This window comes from Amycolatopsis sp. N2S4-7, assembly GCF_058119595.1.
On sequence record NZ_CP172299.1, the window covers coordinates 2,120,066 to 2,138,686 of the forward strand.

Consider the following 18,621-nt stretch of genomic DNA (forward strand, 5'->3'; position numbering starts at 1 on the left):
CCGCTCAGCCGGCCAGCGCCGGCTTGATCGTCTCTTCGGCGAACTCGCGGAAGGTGGTGGGCGTGGTGTTCTCGGCGGTGCGCGGCGTGGCGTTGTTGATGCCGCGTTCGCCGGCGAGGTCCATGTCCATCATGGACTGGGCCATCGCGTCGGAGAACCCACGGCCGACGAGGAACTGCTTGACCGCAGCACGGTCTCCGAGCTCGTACCGGACGGGCGCGCCGAGGACGTCGCCGAGGATGCCGGCGATGTCGCGGTGCGAAAGGTCTTCGCCGCCGAGGACCTCGACCGGGTCCTGCCCGGTCCAGGTGTGGTCGAGAAGGTACTTCGCGGCGAGCGCCGCGACGTCCTTCGTCGCGATCCACGGCATCGCGAATCCGGCGGGAAGGGTGCCGGAGACGACGCCGTTCCGGATCGTGGCCGCCTGCCGGAGGATGTTGTCCATGAAGGTGGGCAGGGCCAGCGCGCGCACGTGCGCGCCGGTGCTGCGGAAGAGGTCCTCCATCGCGTGCGACGCGGAGACGTGGCCGCCGTAGATCTGCGATCCGCGGCCGAGCGCGGAGATGACCACGACGCGCGGTACGGCGTGGCGCACGACGGCGTCGGCGCCCGGGATGGAGGCGGAGACGTACGCCTCGTACGGGCTGCTCGCGGTCGCGCCGGCCGGCATGAGCCAGAACAGCGCGTCGGCGCCGTCGAGCGCACGGTCCAGGACGTCGCGATCGCGATGTGACCCGGCGACGATCTCGGCACGCTCACGCACCTCGGCCGGCAGTTTCCCGGGCTCCCGGACGATGAGCCGGACCGGTTCGCCCTGCCGGAGCAGCGCGGCGACGAGCTTGCTGCCGATCTGCCCGGTCGGGGCCGTGAGCACGATCATGGATGATGACTCCGATCGAGACGAGCGAGACAAAGTAAACTCTACCGTACCGTATACTTTGAGGTGGACGCCATGGCCCGACGCGGCGAAGCGCTGCGCGAGCACATCCTCGACACGGCGAAGCTCGCGTTCCTGGAGGACGGCTTCGAGCGGACTTCCATGGACGCCATCGCGGCGCGCGCGGAAACGTCGAAGCGTTCCCTGTACGCGCACTTCCCGACCAAGGACGCGCTCTTCCTGGCCGTCGTCGAGCGCGTCCGTGCCCTGTTCGGCGCCCGGATGCGCACCCCCGCCGAGTACTCCGGGGAGCCGTCGGAAGCGGTCGTGCGGTACTGCGGGCGGTTCGTCCAGCTGCTGCGGTGGTCCTCGGTCGCCAGGATGCTCCGCCTCGGCATCGCCGAGGCGGACCGGCTGCCGGAGCTGGCGGCCGGCCTCTACGACGTCGTCTTCGCCATCACGGCCAGGGACCTGGCGGTCCACTTGGCGACGACGTTCGGGCTCACGACCGACGACGCCGAGGCGACGGCGAACGAGCTGATCGGCCTCGTCATCCACCCGGCGCTCCCCCGCCTGGTGTTCGGGATCGACCCGTTCGCGGACGAGCTGCCGGAGGAGAGCCGGCTGGAAGCGGACGTCGACCTGGAGCGGATCAGGCACCTCGTCGGCATCGTGCTGCCGCCGGCCGTGGTTTGAGGCAGGTTGTCGAGGATTCCGTTGCGCGACAACGGTTCCCTAGGGCTTCCCCGGCACGGCTTTCAGCCAGCCGCCCGACTCGAGCAGGGGCCAGCCGATCGGGTCGACCGTCGGCGTGCAGCGCGGCGAGGACGTCGTGTTCTGCACCTCGATCGCGGCCTCGTAGACCCGGACGGTCGCGCCGGTGGGCTTCTTCAGGTCGATCCGGTAGGCGATCTCGGCGAGCCGCAGGCTGCCCGGGTGCGCCCGGGTCTCGGTCGTCATGATCACCTCGACGTCCGGGGCCTTCTGGGCGAACAGGTCGCGGATGGCCCGCTCGATACCGAGCCGCTGCAGCTGCTGGTTGACCTCCTTGGGCGCGTAGCGGATGCCGCGCCCGCTCTCCGCCCCGGTGATGTTGCCCTGGCTGTGCGCCCGTTCCCAGCCCGGTACGTTGACTTCCACGCTCGACGGCAACAGGTCTTCGGTGCCCAGCCGGCCCGGCGAGCGGCCGACCCGGCTGCGGATCACCGTGGTGCCGTCGGCCCGCGTGCCTTCGAAGAGCACCTGCCCGCCGGCCGGGGCCTTCTTCGGGCCGCCGGCGCCGCCGCCCTTGGTCTGCAGGGTCTCCGGCGGCAGGTCCGCGATCACCGTGCCGTCCGGGGTGACCAGCCCCAGCTCGAGCCCCGGCAGTCCCGGCGAGGCCATCGCCCGCTTCGCCACGCCGGTGACGCCTTTGCCGACCCGGTGCAGCAGGATCGCCGTCACCACGTCGACCCCGAGTTTGGTCACGGCGATGGCCAGGTGGTTGCCCGCGGCGTCGAAGTCGGCTTCGGAACCGGCGTTGACGGCGGTCGACAGGAACGCGGCGACGTGCCGGATGATCTCGAGCGCCTCCATGCCGCCCATGACCACGCCGGCGACCACCAGGCCGGCGACCAGGACGTCGGCCACCCAGCCGGCCGGGGTGAGCTGCGAGGCGACGTAGACCGTGGTGAAGCCGGCCATCATCGCGATCGACTCGGGCGTCTTGAGCTCCTGGAGCCTCGCCCCGAACTCGGGGCCCAGGTGCTTCAGCGCGGCGTCCAGGGCCTTGACCAGCTTGTCGGCCGCCGCCATGTCCGCCACCGACGCGGGCAGGCCGACGTCCCAGGGCGGCGGTGTGCCGGGGAACCGGCTCGTCCACGCCCGCTGCAGGCCCTGCCGGATCGCCTCCGCGTTCTGCGCCTCGGCCCGGCGGGAATGCGCGAGCAGGGCCCGGAGGATCTCCTCCGACACTTTCTCGCCGGTCAGCGCGATCTGCTCGGGCGTCCTGCCGTCGAGCAGCCGGAACGAGCGGGCGACCGCCAGCGGCAGCAGCAGCGGCGCGAGCCCGACGTTCTCGAAGTAGCCGGCGACGGACTCCGCGTCCCCGCCGGTGGCCCGCGGCACCACGGCCAGCACTTCCTGCTGCTGGTCGCCGGGCAGGCCGATCTCCGTGATCCGGTTCCTGAGCTGGAGCAGGTCGTCGGCCGTCGCCCGGCCCACCATGGCCCGGTCGACGGCGACCAGGGCGATCTCGATCCGCGCCCGGCTGTGCGGCCCCAGCGGATCGGCCGCGGAGACGTTGGCGACGAGGTAGCTGTGCCAGGCGCGGCCGAGCCGGGTGAGCCGGGCGAGCATGCCGGCCATGTTCATGCCGTTGAGCATCGCGAAGGCGGTGCCGAACTCGCCCTCGGCCAGCTTGGCCTCCAGCCCGTCGCCGGCCCCGCCGCCCGGCCGCCGGAGCAGCGCCTCCAGCTCGGCCCGCTGGTCGGCGGGCAAAGCGGCGGCGTCCATCAGGAGCACCAGCTGCATCCGGTCGCTCCCGGTCGACGCCTTGGCCTGGAACTGCACGGCCCGGATCACCGCCTCGATCCGCGTCACGCCCGCGGGACCCAGATGGGCCTCGTCCCCGGTGAGCCCGGTGAGCAGAGCGGGCAGCAGGCCCTTGGCCCGGGCGCGCTTCATGATCGCGATGAGGGCCGTCATGCTCTGCCCGCCGAGCCAGCCGAGGGCTTCGGTGAGCTTCCCGGCGGCCGCCTGGTCGAGGGCCGGGTCACCGTAGGAGCGCTGCGCAACCCACGCACCAACGGCCCGGTTACCGGCAGCACGCTGCAGAGCCAGCAGGGCGTGCTCCGCCCGACGCGGCGCCCGTGGTTCGGCGGGCCGCGCCCCTTCGGCGGGAAGGTGGGCGTGCATCACCGTCCACGATGGCTGAGGAACCGGAGCCAGTCTTGCCCCTTTGGACGGTCGACGGGGCAGCAACACGTCCGCTGCGGTTGTCGACCGACCGCCCCGACCGGCGTGCTGGCCGCGGCTGTCGCCGGCGCGGCCGCCGCGGGAGCCGTGTTCCTGCTCTGCGCTGGTTTCCTCACCGTGGTCGCTGATCCTCGAAGCCCTCGCTGTGGCGGCAATCGGGTTTTCGTCGCACCACCGACGTCACCTGGGTGTCTCGGCCGGGTACCTCCGGTTGAAGTGCGGCGGCGAGTAGCTCACATACCGCCCCACCGACCCGTCCACGGCCGCGGCCAGGCGGTTCAGCGTGGCCGGTGCCGTGTCCGGCCAGTGGCCCGTGCGCAGCCGGATCAGCGTCCGGTCGATTGCCGCCTGCTGTTCGCCTGTGGTGTACGTGCAGTGTCCGGCCGTCTGGACGTACGTCTGCCGGAGCAGGGGTGCGGTGCCCGACTGACGGGCCAGCGCGCCGTAGGACTGCTGCTGGGCGACCGTGGAAATCTGGTCGCCCGTGCCGTTGACCGTCAGGACCGGGATTCGCAGGTCGCCGGTGAAGACGATGCCCCGCTCCAGGTACGCGACCGCGGCCGGGTCGGCGGAGACGCGGGGTTCGGCGGCGAGGCGGGCGAGGTCGGCGCGCAGGTCGAGGCCCGCGCGGGAGTACAGCCGGCGCACCGCGTTCCGCTGCTCCGGTGCCGCCGATGCCAGCTGGCGCGCGTAGTCGACGCCCGTGTTCCACGATGGGTTGCCGCCCGCGAGCTGCTCGATCGTCCGCCGGCTGCTGACCGCCTGCCCGAGGTACGGCAGCGGGCCGCCCGCGAGGGCCAGGAACATCCCCTGCTCGACGCCGTCGGCGTCGCGGCCGTCCGGCACCGGGGTCGGCGTGCCGTCGGGCGCCAGGCCCCAGCCCGGCACCTGCCCGATCGCGGCCGCCAGCGCGATGCGGGCCTTCCCGGCGGCGGTCGCCTGGGCCGCCCCCATCGCCGCGAGCCACTGCTGCTGCGTTCCCGGGACGTCGGCCGGGATGCCGGTCACCGGCAGGGCCGAGTCGCGGAACAGCAGCGTCTTCACCGTGAAGACGGTGTCGAGCTTCTGGTTCCACTGCCCCACCGCGCCGCCGAGGCCGCCGCACATCGGGATCGCCGCGGCGAAACGGCCCGGGTACACCTGCGCGACGCCGGCGGCGACCATCCCGCCCATCGAGCGGCCCTCGGCGATCGCGTACCGGGCGCGGCCGAACGCGGTTTCGAAGCGGCCGAGCGCTTCCGCCTGGTTGTCGATGGCCCGCGCGATGTTCCAGCTGCTGATCGTCCGCGTGGTGCCGCCCACCGCATAGCCGCGCTGCAGCAGGCTCGCGGTGAGCGGGCTCGACAGGCCCCCGGCGGCGAAGTCGAGGTCCACCAGCACGGCGCCGTTCCACCGGCCCGGTTTGGCGAAGGTGTACGGCGTTCCGTCGGTCAGCTGCCCGTCGGCGCACGTCGCCGAGGCCGGGCAGGGCGTGCCGCCGTCCGCCGCGTGGGCGGTCGCGGGTACTCCCGCGAAGAGGACCGCGACCGCGGCCAGAACGGTGAATCTGCTCCGCATGGATCGCTCCTGTCAGAAGTTCTTGCTGGTGACGGTCCAGCCCGGCGTGGCGCACAGACCGCAGCCCGCGCCGAGGAAATAGCCGCGTGCCGACCGGTTGCCGGTGAGGGTGAAGTCGAACCAGGCGGTCAGGACCCGGACGGCTTCCTCGCGGACGCTCGGGTCGGGGACCTCGGCGCGCTGGCCGTAGACGAAGCCGGTGTGGCCCGCGGCCGGGTTGGTCGCCCGGACGGCGGGCACGGTGACGAGGTCGTAGTTCGCCCCGCTGTTCGGGTACGCGACGTCGTTCGGGCCGCCGTCGACGAACAACACCGGCGTGTGCAGCTTCGTCAGGTTCTCCCGGTCGTACCCGAGGGTGCCGTCGGCGAAGAACCCGCTGTCGAGCGACAGCACCGACTTCACCCGCGGGTCCGCACCGGCGACGAGGGCTTCGATGCCGCCGCACGAGTGGCCGGCGACGCCGATCCGGTGGGGGTCGAGCCGGTTCCGCAGGGCGCTCCCCCGGCGGCCGTTCTCCCGTTCGGCCCAGGTGATCGCGTCGGTGATGACTTCCGGTTCCGGGCTGCCGTTCTCCGTGAGCGCCGGCTCGTCGAACCCGCCGACGGCCACGACGACGAACCCGTGCGCGGCGAGCAGCGTCTCCAGCGTCAGCAGCTCGTCGTTGCTCGTGTGCCGGCACGCGCCGTTGCCGAACACCACGACCGGCAGGCGGCCGGGCACCGCGTCCAGGTCCGCGGGCCGGTAGACGGTGTACTCGGCGGCGTAGTCCCCCTTCTTCGCCGCCGCCGCTTCGCGGACCACCGGGTGGAACACCGCGGACGCGGGCGGCGCGGGCGGGGCCGCGACCTCCGCTTCGGGAGAACCGGGGACGACGACCGCCGTCGTCACCGCGACCAGGGCCGTCGCGGCGGCGACGAGGGCAGGCTTGAGCAAGGCCATGGAGATTCCTTTCTGGACAGTCAGGAGAACCGGGAAAGCCTGTTCGGCCGGTCTTCGACGACGCCGGCGGTCACCACCGCGACGCGCTGGCCGCGGAGGTCCTCGGGCCGGGTGATCCCGGCCGTGCACCCCGCGGCGGCCAGCCCGGGGGCAGCGAGGATCGCCCTTCGGCTTCGCCGGCGAAGCGGAGATCGCACAAGGCCCCTTTCTCCGGTGGTCAGGTCAGTTCGTCGAGCCACGCGGTCATCCGCGTGGTCAGGTCTTCTCCGGTGCGGGCGTCGACGTTGTCGGCGTGCAGTTCCAGCACCGGGATGCCCGCGGCGCGCAGGGCGCGGGTGGTGAAGTAGCTGCCGCGGGCGTCGTCGGAGACGAGGTGCACGACGCCGTCGACGCCGTGGTGGCGCGCCTCCTTGACGTACCACTCGGCCGACCACGGCGGCGTGTAGAGCTGGTCGCTGAAGGCGGCGAAGCGAGCCGCCAGGGCGCGCAGCGGGTCGTCGCCGTAGCGCAGGTAGCCGTCGGCGGCGATGGCGAGGTACATGGACCAGACGAACACCGCGCCGTGCGACTCCTGGAACCGCTGGTAGAACTCGAGGTCGAACCACAGGCCGCGGCCGATCCACATCAGCCGCAGCCGCTCGTCCGGGCACACCGCGACGCCCGCGTCGATCCGGTCGCGCACCTCGTCGTGGAACGCGCGGGCCGCATCGCGCGCCCACTCCGTGCCGCGGTGCCACTGGGGCACCATGACGCTCGGGATGCCGTCGGTGACGGCGATCGGGCACGGCCGGGCGGCGGCGATCACGTCGCGGGTGCGGCGGTTCCACTCCTGCTGCTCGTTGACCAGCGCCAGCACCTCGCGGAACCGGGTCTCGGAGAACACCCGGCCGGTCGTCTGCTCGAGGTACCGAATGAGCCCCGTCAGCTCGCCGGCGAGCAGGTCCAGGCGGTCGGTCCCGATCGCCTCCTCCCAGCGGTGCGGCATGAGCTCCCACCACCGCTCGGGCACGGCGTTCTCCGCCGCGCTTTCCAGCGGGTAGGAGGTGACGCCGGGTTGCGCGTCCCAGACGTCGAAGATCTTCCGCGAGGCGTCGCCGGTGGTCTCGCCGAGCACGATCGACGGCGTCGGCAGCCCGCCCCACGGCGCCTGGCCGGGGTCGTCCTCGAACGTCGACGCCAGCGAAGTGGCGCTGTACTGCTCGATGTAGTCGGGATAACCACGCTCACGCAGCAGGCCGAGGTAGCGCTGGGTCCGGCGTTTCGCCGCGACGATCGACGCCCACCACTGGTTGACGACGTACGGGATGCCCATCGTGCGGAAGATCTCCTGGGGCGCGTCGGCGTTGACCAGCGCCAGCGGCACGCCCCCGGCGACCTCCTCCCGCATCCGGGCGAACCACTCGCGCTGGTAGGCGGTCGCGGTGGTCGCCGACGCCAGGCGGCCGGTCATGCCGCGGCTCCCGCCGGGACCAGCGCCGCCAGCGCTTCCGGAGTCAGCTCGCCGTACGGCTGCCGCTCCGCCAGGACCGATCGCAGTCCGGTCGCGGCCCGCTGCTCCGGGAAGTCCCACGGCGGGGCGTCGTCGTGAATGCGCGCGTAGGAGAACAGGACTTCCGCGCCGCAGGCCCGGGCGGCCGCGGCGGTGTGCGCGGCGCGCTGCCGGATCGACGCGCGGGGCGCGGCCGGGCCGTTGTGCTGGTAGCGCTCGGCCAGCGCGAGTTCGGTCGGTGCCGCGCAGGTCCGCGCGAAGAGCAGCTCGCCCCAGTCGTGGTCCTCCCCCACGACGAGAAAACCGTTGCGCTCCACCGTTTCGTACACGCCCGGGGAGTCGTGCGAACTCCCGGTGAGGAACAGGCGCACCCCGTCGACCTCGGGCAAGTCCTCGGCCAGCAGCCGATCGACGGACGCGATGGCCGTCGCGACCGGCAAGGCGGTGGTCGCGGCGACGACCTCGAGGAACCGGGTGCCGCTCAACCGGTTCTCCCGGCGCAGGGCGGCGACCCGGGAGAGCGACCGCCGCAGGGTGTCGTGGGCCGTGATGGCCGCGGCGAGGTCGTCGTCGCCGATGCGCCGCCACTGCCCCAGCCACTCGCGCAGCTGGGCGATCTTCGCGTGGACGTACCGCGTGGTCGTGTGGTGCGGCAGGTGCAGGACGTCTACCAGGCGCACCGCCGGCAGCCGCAGCTCCGGCTCGACCCGGTGCAGCTCGCGCAAGGCGTAGAACAGACGCAACGAGGCTTCGCAGTCGCGGGAGACCACGATGGCTTCGAGCGGCCCGTAGTCCCCCGTGAGGATCCGCGTCAGGATCGACCGGGCGACCGGGTCCACGCCCCGGCCGAGGTAGCGCTCGCCCGGCGTGCTGTCCTCGCCCGGCTTCCCGGCCAGGCGCTTCGGCAGCAGCCCCGCCGCGGTGATCAGCTCGACCGGGACGTCGGCGCCGACGTACCCGACGACCGGGGTGCTCAAATCACCGCCTCCGCGACGAGGTCCGCGAGCTGCTGTTCGGTGTAGCCGAGGAGTTCGCGGTAGACGTGCTCGTTGTGCTCGCCGAGCGCCGGTGCGGGCCGGTCGAGGGACACGCGGGCGGCGGAGAACCGGATCGGCACCCCGGTCCCGGCCAGGTCGGCCACCTCGCCGTGCCGCGGGTGCCGCAGCGGTACGACCTCTTCGCGCGCCAGGACCAGGGGGTCTCGGACGGCCTCGCGCGGCTCGCGGACCTCGGCCGCGGGCACGCCTTCGGCGGTGAACGCCGCGAGGATCTCTTCCAGGGGCCGCGTCCGGCACCACTCGCGGATGAGCCCGTGCAGCTCGTCGGCGGCGCGGACCCGCTGGTCCCGCGTGCGGTAGCGGTCGTCTTCGGCCAGTTCCGGACGGCCGATCGCGCGCAGCACGCCGTGGGCGAAGGCGTCGGTCGGCGCGCAGAGGGCGAGATGACCGTCCAGAGCAGGCAGGATCCCGAACGGCGCCAGCCGCGGCACCATCGACCCGGTGCGCTGCGGCAGGCCGACCGCGTCGAAGGCGTCGAAGGGCTCGCACGCGACCAGCGACGTCAGCGCGCCGAGCATCGACACGTCCACGTGCTGGCCCTCGCCGGTGTGCTCGGCCTGCAGCAGCGCGGAAACCGTGCCGACCACCGCGAACAGCGGCGCGAGGAGGTCGCCGATCGGCAGGCCGAACCGGACCGGGCCCTCGTCGGGCTCGCCGGCGGTCATCATCACCCCGCTCAGCGCCTGGATGATCGAGTCCATCGCCTTGCCCGAACCCGGGCCGCCCTGGGCGCCGAACCCGCTGATCGAGGTGTAGACGAGCCGCGGGTTGAGCTCTCGGACCCGGTCGTAGGAGATGCCGAGCCGGTCGGTGACGCCCGGGCTGTAGTTCTCGACCAGCACGTCGGCGTCCCGGACGAGGTCGGTGAAGACGGCCCGTGACCGGGGGTTCTTCAGGTCGAGCGTGACGCTCAGCTTGTTGCGGCCGCGCAGCAGCATCGACACCGACAGGTCGTCGTCGTGGCGCCGGGCGAGGTTCAGCCCGTCGCGGCCGACGTAGGGCGCGTTGTTGCGGGAGGAATCCCCGCCCGTGGCGGGGTTCTCGACCTTGATCACCGTCGCCCCGAGCCCGGCGAGCAGCAGTGTCGCGTACGGCCCGGCGAGCGCGGTGGTCAGGTCGATGACGGTGCGGCCGGCCAGTGGCTGGTCGGTCATGCGGGAACCCCCTCGGAGAGATCGACGAGCACTTCGGTGTCACGGGTGGTGAACCGGCCGTTGAGCCGGGCGCCCCGGGTGATGTCCTCGACGTACTTCGTCACGGCCTCGCCTTCGGGCGTGCCGCCGACCGGGACCGGGCGGCCGTGGTCGTCGATCCAGCACGGGACGAACCCGGCTTCGCGCAGCCCGGTCCCGTCGAAGCGGCAGAAGGCGATGGCGGTGTTGCGGCTTTCGGGGTGGAACGGGAAGAACGGCATGTCGGGGTCCGGCGCGAAGCCGTACAGCTTCGTCCGCCGCTCGGCCCACGCGCGCAGCTCGTCGGCACCGACACCCGCTCCCGGGGTCAGGGCGTGGGTGACCGTGGCGAAGTTGCCGAGCCCGTGGAAGATCGGGCGTCCTCTGTGGACTTCGATGCCGCGCATGATGTGCGGGTGGTGGGAGAACACCGCGTCGGCCCCGGCGTCGATCGCGGCGCGCGCGACCGGGCTTTCGTACATCGCGACGACGACCGGGGTGTGCCCGACGCCCTTGTGCAGCGAGACGAGCACGACGTCGGCCTCGGCACGCAGGCGGCGCACGTCGTCGGCCATCGCTTCCAGGCTGTCCGGATCGGCGAAGGTGTAGATCTTCGGCGGCCCGCCGGGGCTCGCGTGGTCCAGCTCGTAGTGGGTGAGGACGTGCACGTACGCGCAGCCGGGCTTGCGGGAAGTCGCCCAGGAGTCACGCGGGCCGACGCAGTTGTAGGACAGCACGCCGATCCGCAGGCCGCCGCGTTCGACGATCGCCGGGCGCCGGGCCTGCGCGAGGTCCGGCCCGGCGCCCGCCGTCTCCATGCCCGCCGCGCGGGAATAGGCGATGGTGTCGGCCAGGCCGCCGTCGCCGGCGTCGCAGACGTGGTTGCCCGCCAGGGTGACCACCGCGAAGCCCGCGCCGGCCACTGCTTTCAGCGCCGCCGGGTCCGCCGGGGGTGCCGGGACGTCGGTGCTGCGCTGGACCGCCGTGGTCGAGTGCGGGACTTCGACGTGCCCGATGGCCAGGTCCATCCCGCGCAGCACCGGCGCGGCCGGGGCGAGGAAGAACTCCGGGTCCGGCTCGTCGAGGATGAGGTCGCCGACCGCGCCGACAGTGATCACGAAGCACCTTCCTTTTCGGACAGATGACGGGACAGGAACGCGCGCAGCCGGTCGGTCCGCGGCCGGGTGAACAGCTCGTCCGGCGGCCCCTCTTCGACGATCCGGCCCGCCTCCATGAACACGCACCGGTCCGCGACCTCGCGCGCGAAGGCCATCTCGTGGGTGACGACGACCATCGTGGTGCCCGCCGCGGCGAGGTCGCGCAGCACGGCCAGGACCTCGTCGACCAGTTCCGGGTCGAGGGCGCTGGTGGGTTCGTCGAACAGCATGATCCGCGGCCGGACCAGCACGGCACGGGCGATGGCGACGCGCTGCTGCTGCCCGCCCGAGAGCTGCCGCGGGTAGTGGTCCTCGCGCCCGGCCAGGCCGATGCGCTCGAGCAGTTCTCGTGCCTCGGCCTCCACAGCAGAGCGATCACGCCCGTGGACGCGGATCGCCGCGTCGGTCACGTTGCGCAGCACGGTGAACTGCGGGAAGAGGTTGAACTGCTGAAAGACCATGCTCATCCGGCGGCGCTGGGCGGCGATCCGCCGCTCGGTCAGCGCGCGCAGGCCGCCCGGCGAACGCCGGTGGCCCAGCAGCTCGCCGTCGAGGTACATCGCGCCGCCGTCGATGGGCTCGAGCTGGTGGGCGCAGCGGACGAGCGTCGACTTGCCCGACCCCGACGGCCCGATCACGACGACCGTCTCCCCTTCGCAGACGTCGAGGCTCACCCCCGCCAACGCGGTCACCGCGCCGAACTCCTTGCGGACGCCGCTGATCCGCAGCACCGGGGCGCTCATCGGGCACTCCGGTGGCCGCGCGAGAACCGGCGTTCGAGCCTGCGTTGTCCCGCCGTCAGGACGGTGACCACGACCAGGTACCAGAAGCAGGCGACCAGCAGCATCGGGACGATCTCGTAGGTGCGGTTGTAGATCACCTGCACCGAGTGCAGCAGGTCCGACATCGCGATGACCGACACGAGCGCCGTTCCCTTGAGGACGTTGATGAACTGGCTGCCCGCGGGCGGGATGATCACGCGCATGGCCTGCGGCAGCACGATCCGGACCAGCGTCTGGCCCGGCGGGTAGCCCATCGCGCGGGCCGCGTCGCGCTGGCCGGGGTCGACCGACGCCACCCCGGCGCGGAAGATCTCCGCCAGGTACGCCGACTCGACGAGCGACAGGCCGAGCACCGCGGCGGTCAGCGGCGTGATGACGGTGTTGGCGTCCCACGTCCCGAAGACCGGGCCGAACGGGATGCCGATCGACAGCTTCGGCAGCAGGTAGGCGAGGTTGAACCAGAAGATCAGCTGCACCAGCGGCGGGATGCCGCGGAACAGGCCCACCCACAGCGTCGCCACCCACCGCGCGGGCGCGAACCCGCTCAACTGCATCGCCGCGACCACGCCACCGGCCAGCGACCCGAGCACCATCGCGGCGACCGCCAGCAGCACGGTCGTGCCCAGACCCGCCATGACGCTCTTCTCGAAGAGGTACTTCGCCACGACGTCCCACTGGAAGCGGGAGTTGCCGACGAGGAACACGATCAGCTGCGCGGCGAGCACCGCCAGGACGAGCACGAAGAGCCAGCGCAGCGGCCGGAAGCGGCCGCGGGCTTCGGCGACGTCGTCGCGCGCCGCCGTCGTCTCCTCCACTGTGGACATCGCGGTCATTTCGCCGTGGCCACGTCGAACAGCGGCTGCGGGACCGTGACCTCGTCCAGGCCCCACTGGTGCATGATCCGGGCGTAGGTGCCGTTGCGGAACAGCTCCTCGAAGGCCTTCTGCAGCACCGGGCCGAGCTTCGCGGACTTCGGGGTGTAGAGCGCCAGGTTGTCCTTGGTGGCGCCCTGCTCCTCGGTCTGCGTCACGTACTCGTACTGCCCCTTCTGCTGGGTGGTCACGTCGATCGCGGCGGCCTGGGTCATCCCGGCGGCCTCGGCGCGGCCGGACTTCGCGGCCAGCAGTGTCGCGTTCGTGTCGTCCAGCCCGACGACCTGCACGGCCGGGCGCTGTGAGCGTTCACAGAAGGCGGACAGCTTGCCCAGCTGGTCCTCCACGACGCTCGCCGTGACCACCGCGACCCGCTTGCCGCACAGGTCGGCGGCCTGCTTGATGCCGGCGGCGGAGCCCGCGGGGACCACGTAGGAGGTGCGCGTGGTCATCCAGGTGACGGTGTCGAACTGCTTCTCGCGTTCGGCGGTGGCCTTCACCGGCCCGTTGAAGGCGTCGTACCGGCCGCTCAGCATGCCCTGCAGCGCGGCCGGGAGACCGCTGACGATGCTGGTTTCCGTGCGCACGCCGAGGAGCTGGCCGAGCGCCTGCTGGAAGTCGTGGTCGATGCCGGTGACCGTCTTGCCGTCCGCGCCGACCGTGCGGTACGGCGGGTGCGAGTCGCCGGCGAACCGGAGGACGCCGGCGTCCTTGACCGCCTGGGGCAGCTGGTCGTGCAGCGCCGGGACGGCCGTGAGCGCCGCGGCGCCGGGCGCGGACGCCGCGCCGTCGTCGACCGTGCAGCCGGCCAGCGCGAGACCCGCGACGGCCGCGGCGAGCGTGCTTCGACGCCATTGACGAAGTGAGGAACCCATGTCGTTTTCTTCCTGCGGAGGCCGTCCGGAGCGGAGGGCGAGGAAACCTGGGAGAACGATTGGTTGCTATCTGGGCGCCGATCGTCGCATGATGTGTCGCGTGATTCAACCCCTCGATTCACCCGCCCGGCCGGAACTGCCACCATGGACCCCCGCGGCGGACCGGCCGCCGGGACCGACCCCGGAAGAGGCAGGCGCGCGATGACCACGGGCCCGCTGCCCCGCTCCCAGCAGGGCGCCGAACCGCAGCTGCTCCTCACGTCCCTGCTCGGCGACTTCTGGTACTGGCGCGACGAGCACATCCCGTCGGCCGCCCTGGTGCAGCTGCTCGGCGAGTTCGACATCAGCCCGGCGAGCGCGCGGGCGGCGATCCGCCGGCTCGCCGCCCGCGGCCTGCTCACCGTGTCCCGCAGCGGCCGGACGACGGCGTACGGCATCCCCGCCCGCACGTCGGAGGTGATCATCGAGCGCACGCACCGGATGCTGACCTTCGGCACGACCGCACCCGGCTGGGACGGGCACTGGACCGTGGTCACCTTCTCCGTGCCGGAGCAGGACCGCGGGCTGCGCACGGCGCTGCGGTCCCGGCTGCGGGTGCTGCGGTTCGCCGCCCTCTACGACGGGGTCTGGGTCAGCCCGCACGACCTCGCCGAGGACGCCCTCGCGGCGCTGCGCGAGCTCGATCTCCGCAGTGCGACGGTCTTCCGCGCCACCGAGATCCCCGGTTCGGCCGCGGCGGCCACGGCGTTCGACCTCGAGCCCCTCGCCCGCGAGTACGAACAGTTCGCCGACCGCTACGAACAGGTGCTCTCCGGGCTGGAGGCCGGGCTCATCAGCCCGGCGCAGGCCCTGCGGACCCGCACCGAGCTGCGGGTGGACTGGCGCCGGTTCCCGGAGACCGACCCCGACCTGCCCGCCGAACTGCTCCCGGCCGGCTGGGCGCGCGACCGGGCCCAGAAGGTGTTCCTGCAGATCTACGACCGGCTCGGCCCCCTCGCCGAGCTCCGGTTCCGCCAGGTGCTGGCCGCCACCGACCCCGCGCTGGCGGAACTGTCGTCCCACCACGACTCGGTCGAGGTGGCGGCGTTGTTCGCCGAGCTCGGCGACCGCCACCCGGCGGGCGACACGCCGTTCGAGCAGGCCGCCGAGGCACGCCGCCTGGACGACGCGCGCGACCGGTAGGAGGGACACTTCCCGGGTCGCCCGGCCGGGGAAATGTCCGGCCGCGGCTGTCTACTGTTCGGAAGACTCCGGCGCGCCGCCGCAGGACTCGCGCACCACCAGCGTCGGCCAGAGCTGCAGCCGGTGGACGGGACGGTCGGTCGTGTCGGCGAGCCGGGCCAGGGCCAGCTCGGCGGCCACCGCGCCGAGCCGGTGCTTCTGCGGGCACACCGCGGTCAGCGGCGGGTCCGACGCCGCCGCGACCTCGTCGTCGTAGGAGACCACCGCCAGCTCGCCGGGCACCGCGATCCCGCCGTCGCGGGCCCGTTCGATCAGGCCGATGGCCTCCCGGTCGGAGTGCACGAGCAGGGCGCCGACCCCGGCCCGGCGGCACCGCGCCAGCAGCGTGTCGTACTCCGCCGTCCAGCCCGCCGAGCCGTACGCCGGGACGTCGAGGTCCAGCGCCGTGCCCGCGTCCAGCCCGAGGGATTCGATCGTCTCGCGCCAGCCGGCGCGCACGGCGCGGCTGGTCGGGCTGGACCGCGACGTGACGAGCCCGACCCCGCGGTGCCCCAGGGAAACCAGGTGGCGGACGGCCAGGCCCGCGCCGAGGGCGTGGGCGGTCGTGACGGCGTCCATGGCCAGGGTGGGCAGCTCCGGCGGGGGCAGGCGCTCGACGAGGACCACCGGGACGCTCAGCGATCCCAGCCAGCGCAACAGGTCCAGGGCGCCGCGCCCGCTGGTGGCGGGGGCGGCCAGCAGCGTCTGCACACCGCGCTCGAGGAGCTTCGTGACCTGACGGCGGTCTTCCGCCGCGTCGTAGCTCGACGCGCGCAGGACCAGCCGCCCGCCCGCCGCGGCCACGGTGGACTGGGCGCCCTGGACCACCGGCGGCCAGTAGTACTCGACCGACGGGGCGACCATGCCGACGAGCGCGCCCGGGGCGGCCGGGCCGAACACCGCCGGCGCGGCCCGCCCCGGCTCCGGCTGGCCGCCGCGGGGCCGGGTCAGCGTGACCCCGCCGTGCACCCGCGTCAGCAGACCGCGGTCGGCGAGCTCGGTGACGTCCCGGCGGACGGTGACCGCGGTGACGCCGAGCCGGTCCACGAGCTCGGTGAGCCGGACCGAACCCTGCTCGCGCAGCAGCGAAAGGATGATCCGGTGCCGTTCCGAAGCGAGCATCACGGTGCCCGCCCCAGCCGGACCCGGGCGGGGCGGACGAGCCGCACCGACCGGAGCCGGGGCGGGCGTGCCGGGTAGGCGCCGGCCGAACCCGCGGAACGCTCCACCCGCGCGAACGGCGCAAGAACGCGGAGGTCGGCTTCGCGCCGCAGGCGCTCGCGCAGGCTCGGCACCGCGGGCCCCCTTCGATTCTGATCGTTTGTGATCGTTCTTGACGTAAATTGTTGACTCGAACTATGGCACACGCTGACAGTGGCAGGCACCACAGCGACGGAGGAGCAATGACGCTTCGGGGATCGGCGGGCCTGAACCGCCGGAGGTTCCTGGCCGCCTCGGCGGGGCTCGCGGCCGGGGGCCTGCTCGGCGGCTGCGGGTCGTCGACGACGACCGCATCCGGTGCCGCCCGCGTGCGCATCTGGTCCTGGATGACCGGCATGGACAAGTACGTCGCCGCGTTCAACGCCGCGCACCCGGACGTCTCGGTGGAACTCGAGGTGATCGCGTCCGGCCTCAAGGGCGGCTACGCCCAGCAGACCAACGCCCTGCGCGCGCACAACACGCCGGACATCCTGCACGCCGAATACCAGGGCCTGCCGCAGCTGCTCACCACCGGCGGCCTGCGGGACCTCACCGACAACCTGGCGGACCTGGAGCGCGGCTACTCCCCCGCCGCCTGGCAGGGCGTGCGCCCCGGCGGGCGCACCTGGGCGGTGCCGATGGACCTGGCGCCGATGGTGCTCTACTACCGCAAGGACCTCTTCGACCGGCACGGCATCGCGGTCCCGCGCACCTGGGACGAGTTCCGCACCACCGCGCAGGCCGTGAAGAAGGCGGACCCGGCGGCGCGGGTGACGACGTTCCCGCTCAACGACGGCTCGTTCTTCGCCGGGATGTGCTGGCAGGCGGGCGATCCGTGGTGGCGGGTCGACGACGGCGCGTGGCGGGTGAACGTCGACGGCGAAGGCACCCTCCGCACCGCCGGCTACTGGCAGGACATGATCCGCGACGGCCTGGTCGCCACGATCCCGACCGGCGACCAGGACTGGATCGGGGCGATGCACCAGGGCAGGCTGTGGGGCCTGCTCGGCGCGTCCTGGAGCGTCGGCACCCTGGTGAAGTCCATCCCGCGGGACAAGGACCGGTGGGCGGTCACCACGATGCCGACCTGGGACGGCGTGCCGGCCAACGGCGTGCAGGGCGGCAGCGCGTTCGCCGTCTCGGCCGAGAGCGAGGTGCCCGGCGCCGCCGTGAAGTTCCTGCGCTGGCTGAGCACCGACCCGGCCGTCGCGAAGCTAGGCACGACGTTCACCACCCCCTTCCCCGGCTACCTGCCGAGCCGGGACGTCGCCAGGAAGGAGTACCGGGGCGGCTTCTTCCTCGGCGCCCCGGTGTACGACGTCCTCGACGAGGCCGCCCGCCGCGTCCCGGACTGGACGTGGGGGCCCAACGCCCTGCGGATCTTCTCGACCGTCGTCGACCGCATGGGCGGGGTGAAGACGGGCGGCTCGACCCTCGCCGCCGCCGTCCGGCAGACGCAGGCCGACACCGTCGCCGGGCTGCGCGAGCGGGGATTGACCGTGCTGGAAGGGAAATCGTGATGACCGTCCTCACCCCCGAGCGGGCCGCGAGCGTCCCGGCGCCGGCTGGGCGCCCCGACGCGGCCGTCCGGGGCCGGCCTGGCCGCGGCCGCGCCGGCCTCGCGCTGGCGGCGCCGTTCGCGCTCCTGCTGACCGTCACGGTGCTCGTCCCGATCGGGTACGCGCTCTACCTCAGCCTGTTCACCGACCGGCTGTCCGGCCTGGGGTTCTCCGGTCCGCGGCAGGCGTTCATCGCGTTCGGCAACTACGTGGACGTCCTCACCGACAGCGCGTTCCACGCCGGCCTGGCCAACGTGGCGTCGTTCGTCCTCGTCCACCTCCCGATCATGCTCGGCCTGGCGCTCGGGCTCGCCCTGCTGATCGACTCCGCCGTCGTGCGGCTGAAGCGGGTCTGGTCGCTGGCGGTCTTCCTGCCCTACGCCGTCCCGGCCGTGATCACCGGGCTCATCTGGGCCTACCTGTACACGCCGAACTCCGGGCTGTCCGCGCTGCTGCCGTTCGACCCGCTGGGCAAGTCCGGCGTCCTGCCCTCGATCGTGAACATCGCGACCTGGCAGTGGGTCGGCTACAACATGATCATCTTCTACACCGCGCTGCAGGCGGTGCCCCGCGACGTCCTCGAGGCCGCGCGCGCCGACGGGGCCGGCGGCATCCGGACGGCGTGGTCGATCAAGGTCCCGATGGTCCGGCCGACCCTCTTCGTCGCGCTGGTGTTCACGGTCATCGGCTCCCTGCAGCTGTTCACCGAACCCCTGGTGCTGCGCGGGTTCACCGGTTCGGTGACGAGCACCTGGTCCCCCAGCCTCTACGTGTACGAGGCCGCGTTCATCGCGAACGACTACGGCCGGGCCGCCGCCGCGTCCGTGCTGCTGGCCCTCGTTTCCGCCCTGCTCTCGGCGCTGGTCATGCGCCTGTCCGCCCGGAGGTCCCGGTGACCCTGTCCCCCG

General features: G+C 72.9%; 17 protein-coding genes. 4 read left to right on the forward strand and 13 right to left on the reverse strand.

Features of this window, described 5'->3' with window-relative positions; translation table 11 throughout:
- Positions 1-4 precede the first annotated feature (4 nt).
- The gene (locus ACH54P_RS09805) at positions 5-880 is read right to left on the reverse strand and encodes an NmrA family NAD(P)-binding protein (RefSeq protein ID WP_489912033.1); all 876 of its coding nucleotides are present in this window, start codon (positions 878-880) and stop codon (positions 5-7) included.
- Between the two features lie 72 nt (positions 881-952).
- Between ACH54P_RS09805 and ACH54P_RS09810 the strand changes: the two genes are divergently transcribed.
- On the forward strand, positions 953-1,573 hold the full coding sequence (locus tag ACH54P_RS09810; RefSeq protein ID WP_489912034.1) for a TetR/AcrR family transcriptional regulator: 621 nt from the start codon (positions 953-955) through the stop codon (positions 1,571-1,573).
- A gap of 39 nt (positions 1,574-1,612) precedes the next feature.
- Here ACH54P_RS09810 and ACH54P_RS09815 read toward each other — a convergent pair whose 3' ends face one another.
- The 10 genes from ACH54P_RS09815 to ACH54P_RS09860 all read right to left on the reverse strand — a co-directional run bounded on the left by ACH54P_RS09815 (position 1,613) and on the right by ACH54P_RS09860 (position 13,733).
- Positions 1,613-3,772 (reverse strand): polymorphic toxin type 4 domain-containing protein, encoded by a 2,160-nt coding sequence (locus tag ACH54P_RS09815; protein WP_489912035.1) that lies wholly within the window; start codon positions 3,770-3,772, stop codon positions 1,613-1,615.
- 240 nt (positions 3,773-4,012) lie between these two features.
- Positions 4,013-5,389 (reverse strand): DUF6351 family protein, encoded by a 1,377-nt coding sequence (locus tag ACH54P_RS09820; RefSeq protein WP_489912036.1) that lies wholly within the window; start codon positions 5,387-5,389, stop codon positions 4,013-4,015.
- Between the two features lie 12 nt (positions 5,390-5,401).
- Complete coding sequence (locus ACH54P_RS09825; RefSeq protein WP_489912037.1) at positions 5,402-6,328, reverse strand: poly(ethylene terephthalate) hydrolase family protein; 927 nt, start codon at positions 6,326-6,328, stop codon at positions 5,402-5,404.
- Positions 6,329-6,545: 217 nt separating this feature from the next.
- Positions 6,546-7,778, reverse strand: a complete 1,233-nt coding sequence (locus ACH54P_RS09830) for a 2-hydroxyacyl-CoA dehydratase (RefSeq protein ID WP_489912038.1) — start codon at positions 7,776-7,778, stop codon at positions 6,546-6,548.
- A complete protein-coding gene (locus tag ACH54P_RS09835; protein ID WP_489912039.1) occupies positions 7,775-8,794 on the reverse strand; it encodes a 2-hydroxyacyl-CoA dehydratase in 1,020 nt (339 codons plus the stop codon). Before ACH54P_RS09835 ends, ACH54P_RS09830 begins: the two co-directional genes overlap by 4 nt.
- On the reverse strand, positions 8,791-10,029 hold the full coding sequence (locus ACH54P_RS09840) for a CaiB/BaiF CoA transferase family protein (RefSeq protein ID WP_489912040.1): 1,239 nt from the start codon (positions 10,027-10,029) through the stop codon (positions 8,791-8,793). Before ACH54P_RS09840 ends, ACH54P_RS09835 begins: the two co-directional genes overlap by 4 nt.
- Complete coding sequence (locus ACH54P_RS09845) at positions 10,026-11,165, reverse strand: CapA family protein (RefSeq protein WP_489912041.1); 1,140 nt, start codon at positions 11,163-11,165, stop codon at positions 10,026-10,028. The genes ACH54P_RS09840 and ACH54P_RS09845 overlap by 4 nt, the downstream gene beginning before the upstream one ends.
- Complete coding sequence (locus ACH54P_RS09850; protein ID WP_489912042.1) at positions 11,162-11,947, reverse strand: amino acid ABC transporter ATP-binding protein; 786 nt, start codon at positions 11,945-11,947, stop codon at positions 11,162-11,164. Before ACH54P_RS09850 ends, ACH54P_RS09845 begins: the two co-directional genes overlap by 4 nt.
- A complete protein-coding gene (locus ACH54P_RS09855; protein ID WP_489912043.1) occupies positions 11,944-12,810 on the reverse strand; it encodes an amino acid ABC transporter permease in 867 nt (288 codons plus the stop codon). Before ACH54P_RS09855 ends, ACH54P_RS09850 begins: the two co-directional genes overlap by 4 nt.
- A gap of 5 nt (positions 12,811-12,815) precedes the next feature.
- Positions 12,816-13,733, reverse strand: a complete 918-nt coding sequence (locus tag ACH54P_RS09860) for a transporter substrate-binding domain-containing protein (RefSeq protein WP_489912044.1) — start codon at positions 13,731-13,733, stop codon at positions 12,816-12,818.
- Between the two features lie 201 nt (positions 13,734-13,934).
- On the opposite strand from ACH54P_RS09860, the gene ACH54P_RS09865 reads away from it, so the two are divergent.
- On the forward strand, positions 13,935-14,915 hold the full coding sequence (locus tag ACH54P_RS09865) for a PaaX family transcriptional regulator (RefSeq protein WP_489912045.1): 981 nt from the start codon (positions 13,935-13,937) through the stop codon (positions 14,913-14,915).
- A gap of 51 nt (positions 14,916-14,966) precedes the next feature.
- Here ACH54P_RS09865 and ACH54P_RS09870 read toward each other — a convergent pair whose 3' ends face one another.
- On the reverse strand, positions 14,967-16,076 hold the full coding sequence (locus tag ACH54P_RS09870) for a substrate-binding domain-containing protein (RefSeq protein WP_489916379.1): 1,110 nt from the start codon (positions 16,074-16,076) through the stop codon (positions 14,967-14,969).
- On the reverse strand, positions 16,076-16,249 hold the full coding sequence (locus ACH54P_RS09875) for a hypothetical protein (protein WP_489912046.1): 174 nt from the start codon (positions 16,247-16,249) through the stop codon (positions 16,076-16,078). The genes ACH54P_RS09870 and ACH54P_RS09875 overlap by 1 nt, the downstream gene beginning before the upstream one ends.
- Positions 16,250-16,357: 108 nt before the next feature.
- Between ACH54P_RS09875 and ACH54P_RS09880 the strand changes: the two genes are divergently transcribed.
- The gene (locus ACH54P_RS09880; protein ID WP_489912047.1) at positions 16,358-17,674 is read left to right on the forward strand and encodes an ABC transporter substrate-binding protein; all 1,317 of its coding nucleotides are present in this window, start codon (positions 16,358-16,360) and stop codon (positions 17,672-17,674) included.
- The gene (locus tag ACH54P_RS09885) at positions 17,674-18,609 is read left to right on the forward strand and encodes a carbohydrate ABC transporter permease (RefSeq protein WP_489912048.1); all 936 of its coding nucleotides are present in this window, start codon (positions 17,674-17,676) and stop codon (positions 18,607-18,609) included. The genes ACH54P_RS09880 and ACH54P_RS09885 overlap by 1 nt, the downstream gene beginning before the upstream one ends.
- The last annotated feature ends 12 nt before the right edge of the window (positions 18,610-18,621 follow it).

Bases quoted from the DNA above. Each gene is read 5' to 3' on its own strand.
- ACH54P_RS09805 (WP_489912033.1), bottom strand. From the start codon at position 880: ATGATCGTGCTCACGGCCCCGACCGGGCAGATCGGCAGCAAGCTCGTC.
- ACH54P_RS09810 (WP_489912034.1), top strand. From the start codon at position 953: ATGGCCCGACGCGGCGAAGCGCTGCGCGAGCACATCCTCGACACGGCG.
- ACH54P_RS09815 (WP_489912035.1), bottom strand. From the start codon at position 3,772: ATGCACGCCCACCTTCCCGCCGAAGGGGCGCGGCCCGCCGAACCACGG.
- ACH54P_RS09820 (WP_489912036.1), bottom strand. From the start codon at position 5,389: ATGCGGAGCAGATTCACCGTTCTGGCCGCGGTCGCGGTCCTCTTCGCG.
- ACH54P_RS09825 (WP_489912037.1), bottom strand. From the start codon at position 6,328: ATGGCCTTGCTCAAGCCTGCCCTCGTCGCCGCCGCGACGGCCCTGGTC.
- ACH54P_RS09830 (WP_489912038.1), bottom strand. From the start codon at position 7,778: ATGACCGGCCGCCTGGCGTCGGCGACCACCGCGACCGCCTACCAGCGC.
- ACH54P_RS09840 (WP_489912040.1), bottom strand. From the start codon at position 10,029: ATGACCGACCAGCCACTGGCCGGCCGCACCGTCATCGACCTGACCACC.
- ACH54P_RS09850 (WP_489912042.1), bottom strand. From the start codon at position 11,947: ATGAGCGCCCCGGTGCTGCGGATCAGCGGCGTCCGCAAGGAGTTCGGC.
- ACH54P_RS09855 (WP_489912043.1), bottom strand. From the start codon at position 12,810: ATGTCCACAGTGGAGGAGACGACGGCGGCGCGCGACGACGTCGCCGAA.
- ACH54P_RS09860 (WP_489912044.1), bottom strand. From the start codon at position 13,733: ATGGGTTCCTCACTTCGTCAATGGCGTCGAAGCACGCTCGCCGCGGCC.
- ACH54P_RS09865 (WP_489912045.1), top strand. From the start codon at position 13,935: ATGACCACGGGCCCGCTGCCCCGCTCCCAGCAGGGCGCCGAACCGCAG.
- ACH54P_RS09870 (WP_489916379.1), bottom strand. From the start codon at position 16,076: ATGCTCGCTTCGGAACGGCACCGGATCATCCTTTCGCTGCTGCGCGAG.
- ACH54P_RS09880 (WP_489912047.1), top strand. From the start codon at position 16,358: ATGACGCTTCGGGGATCGGCGGGCCTGAACCGCCGGAGGTTCCTGGCC.
- ACH54P_RS09885 (WP_489912048.1), top strand. From the start codon at position 17,674: ATGACCGTCCTCACCCCCGAGCGGGCCGCGAGCGTCCCGGCGCCGGCT.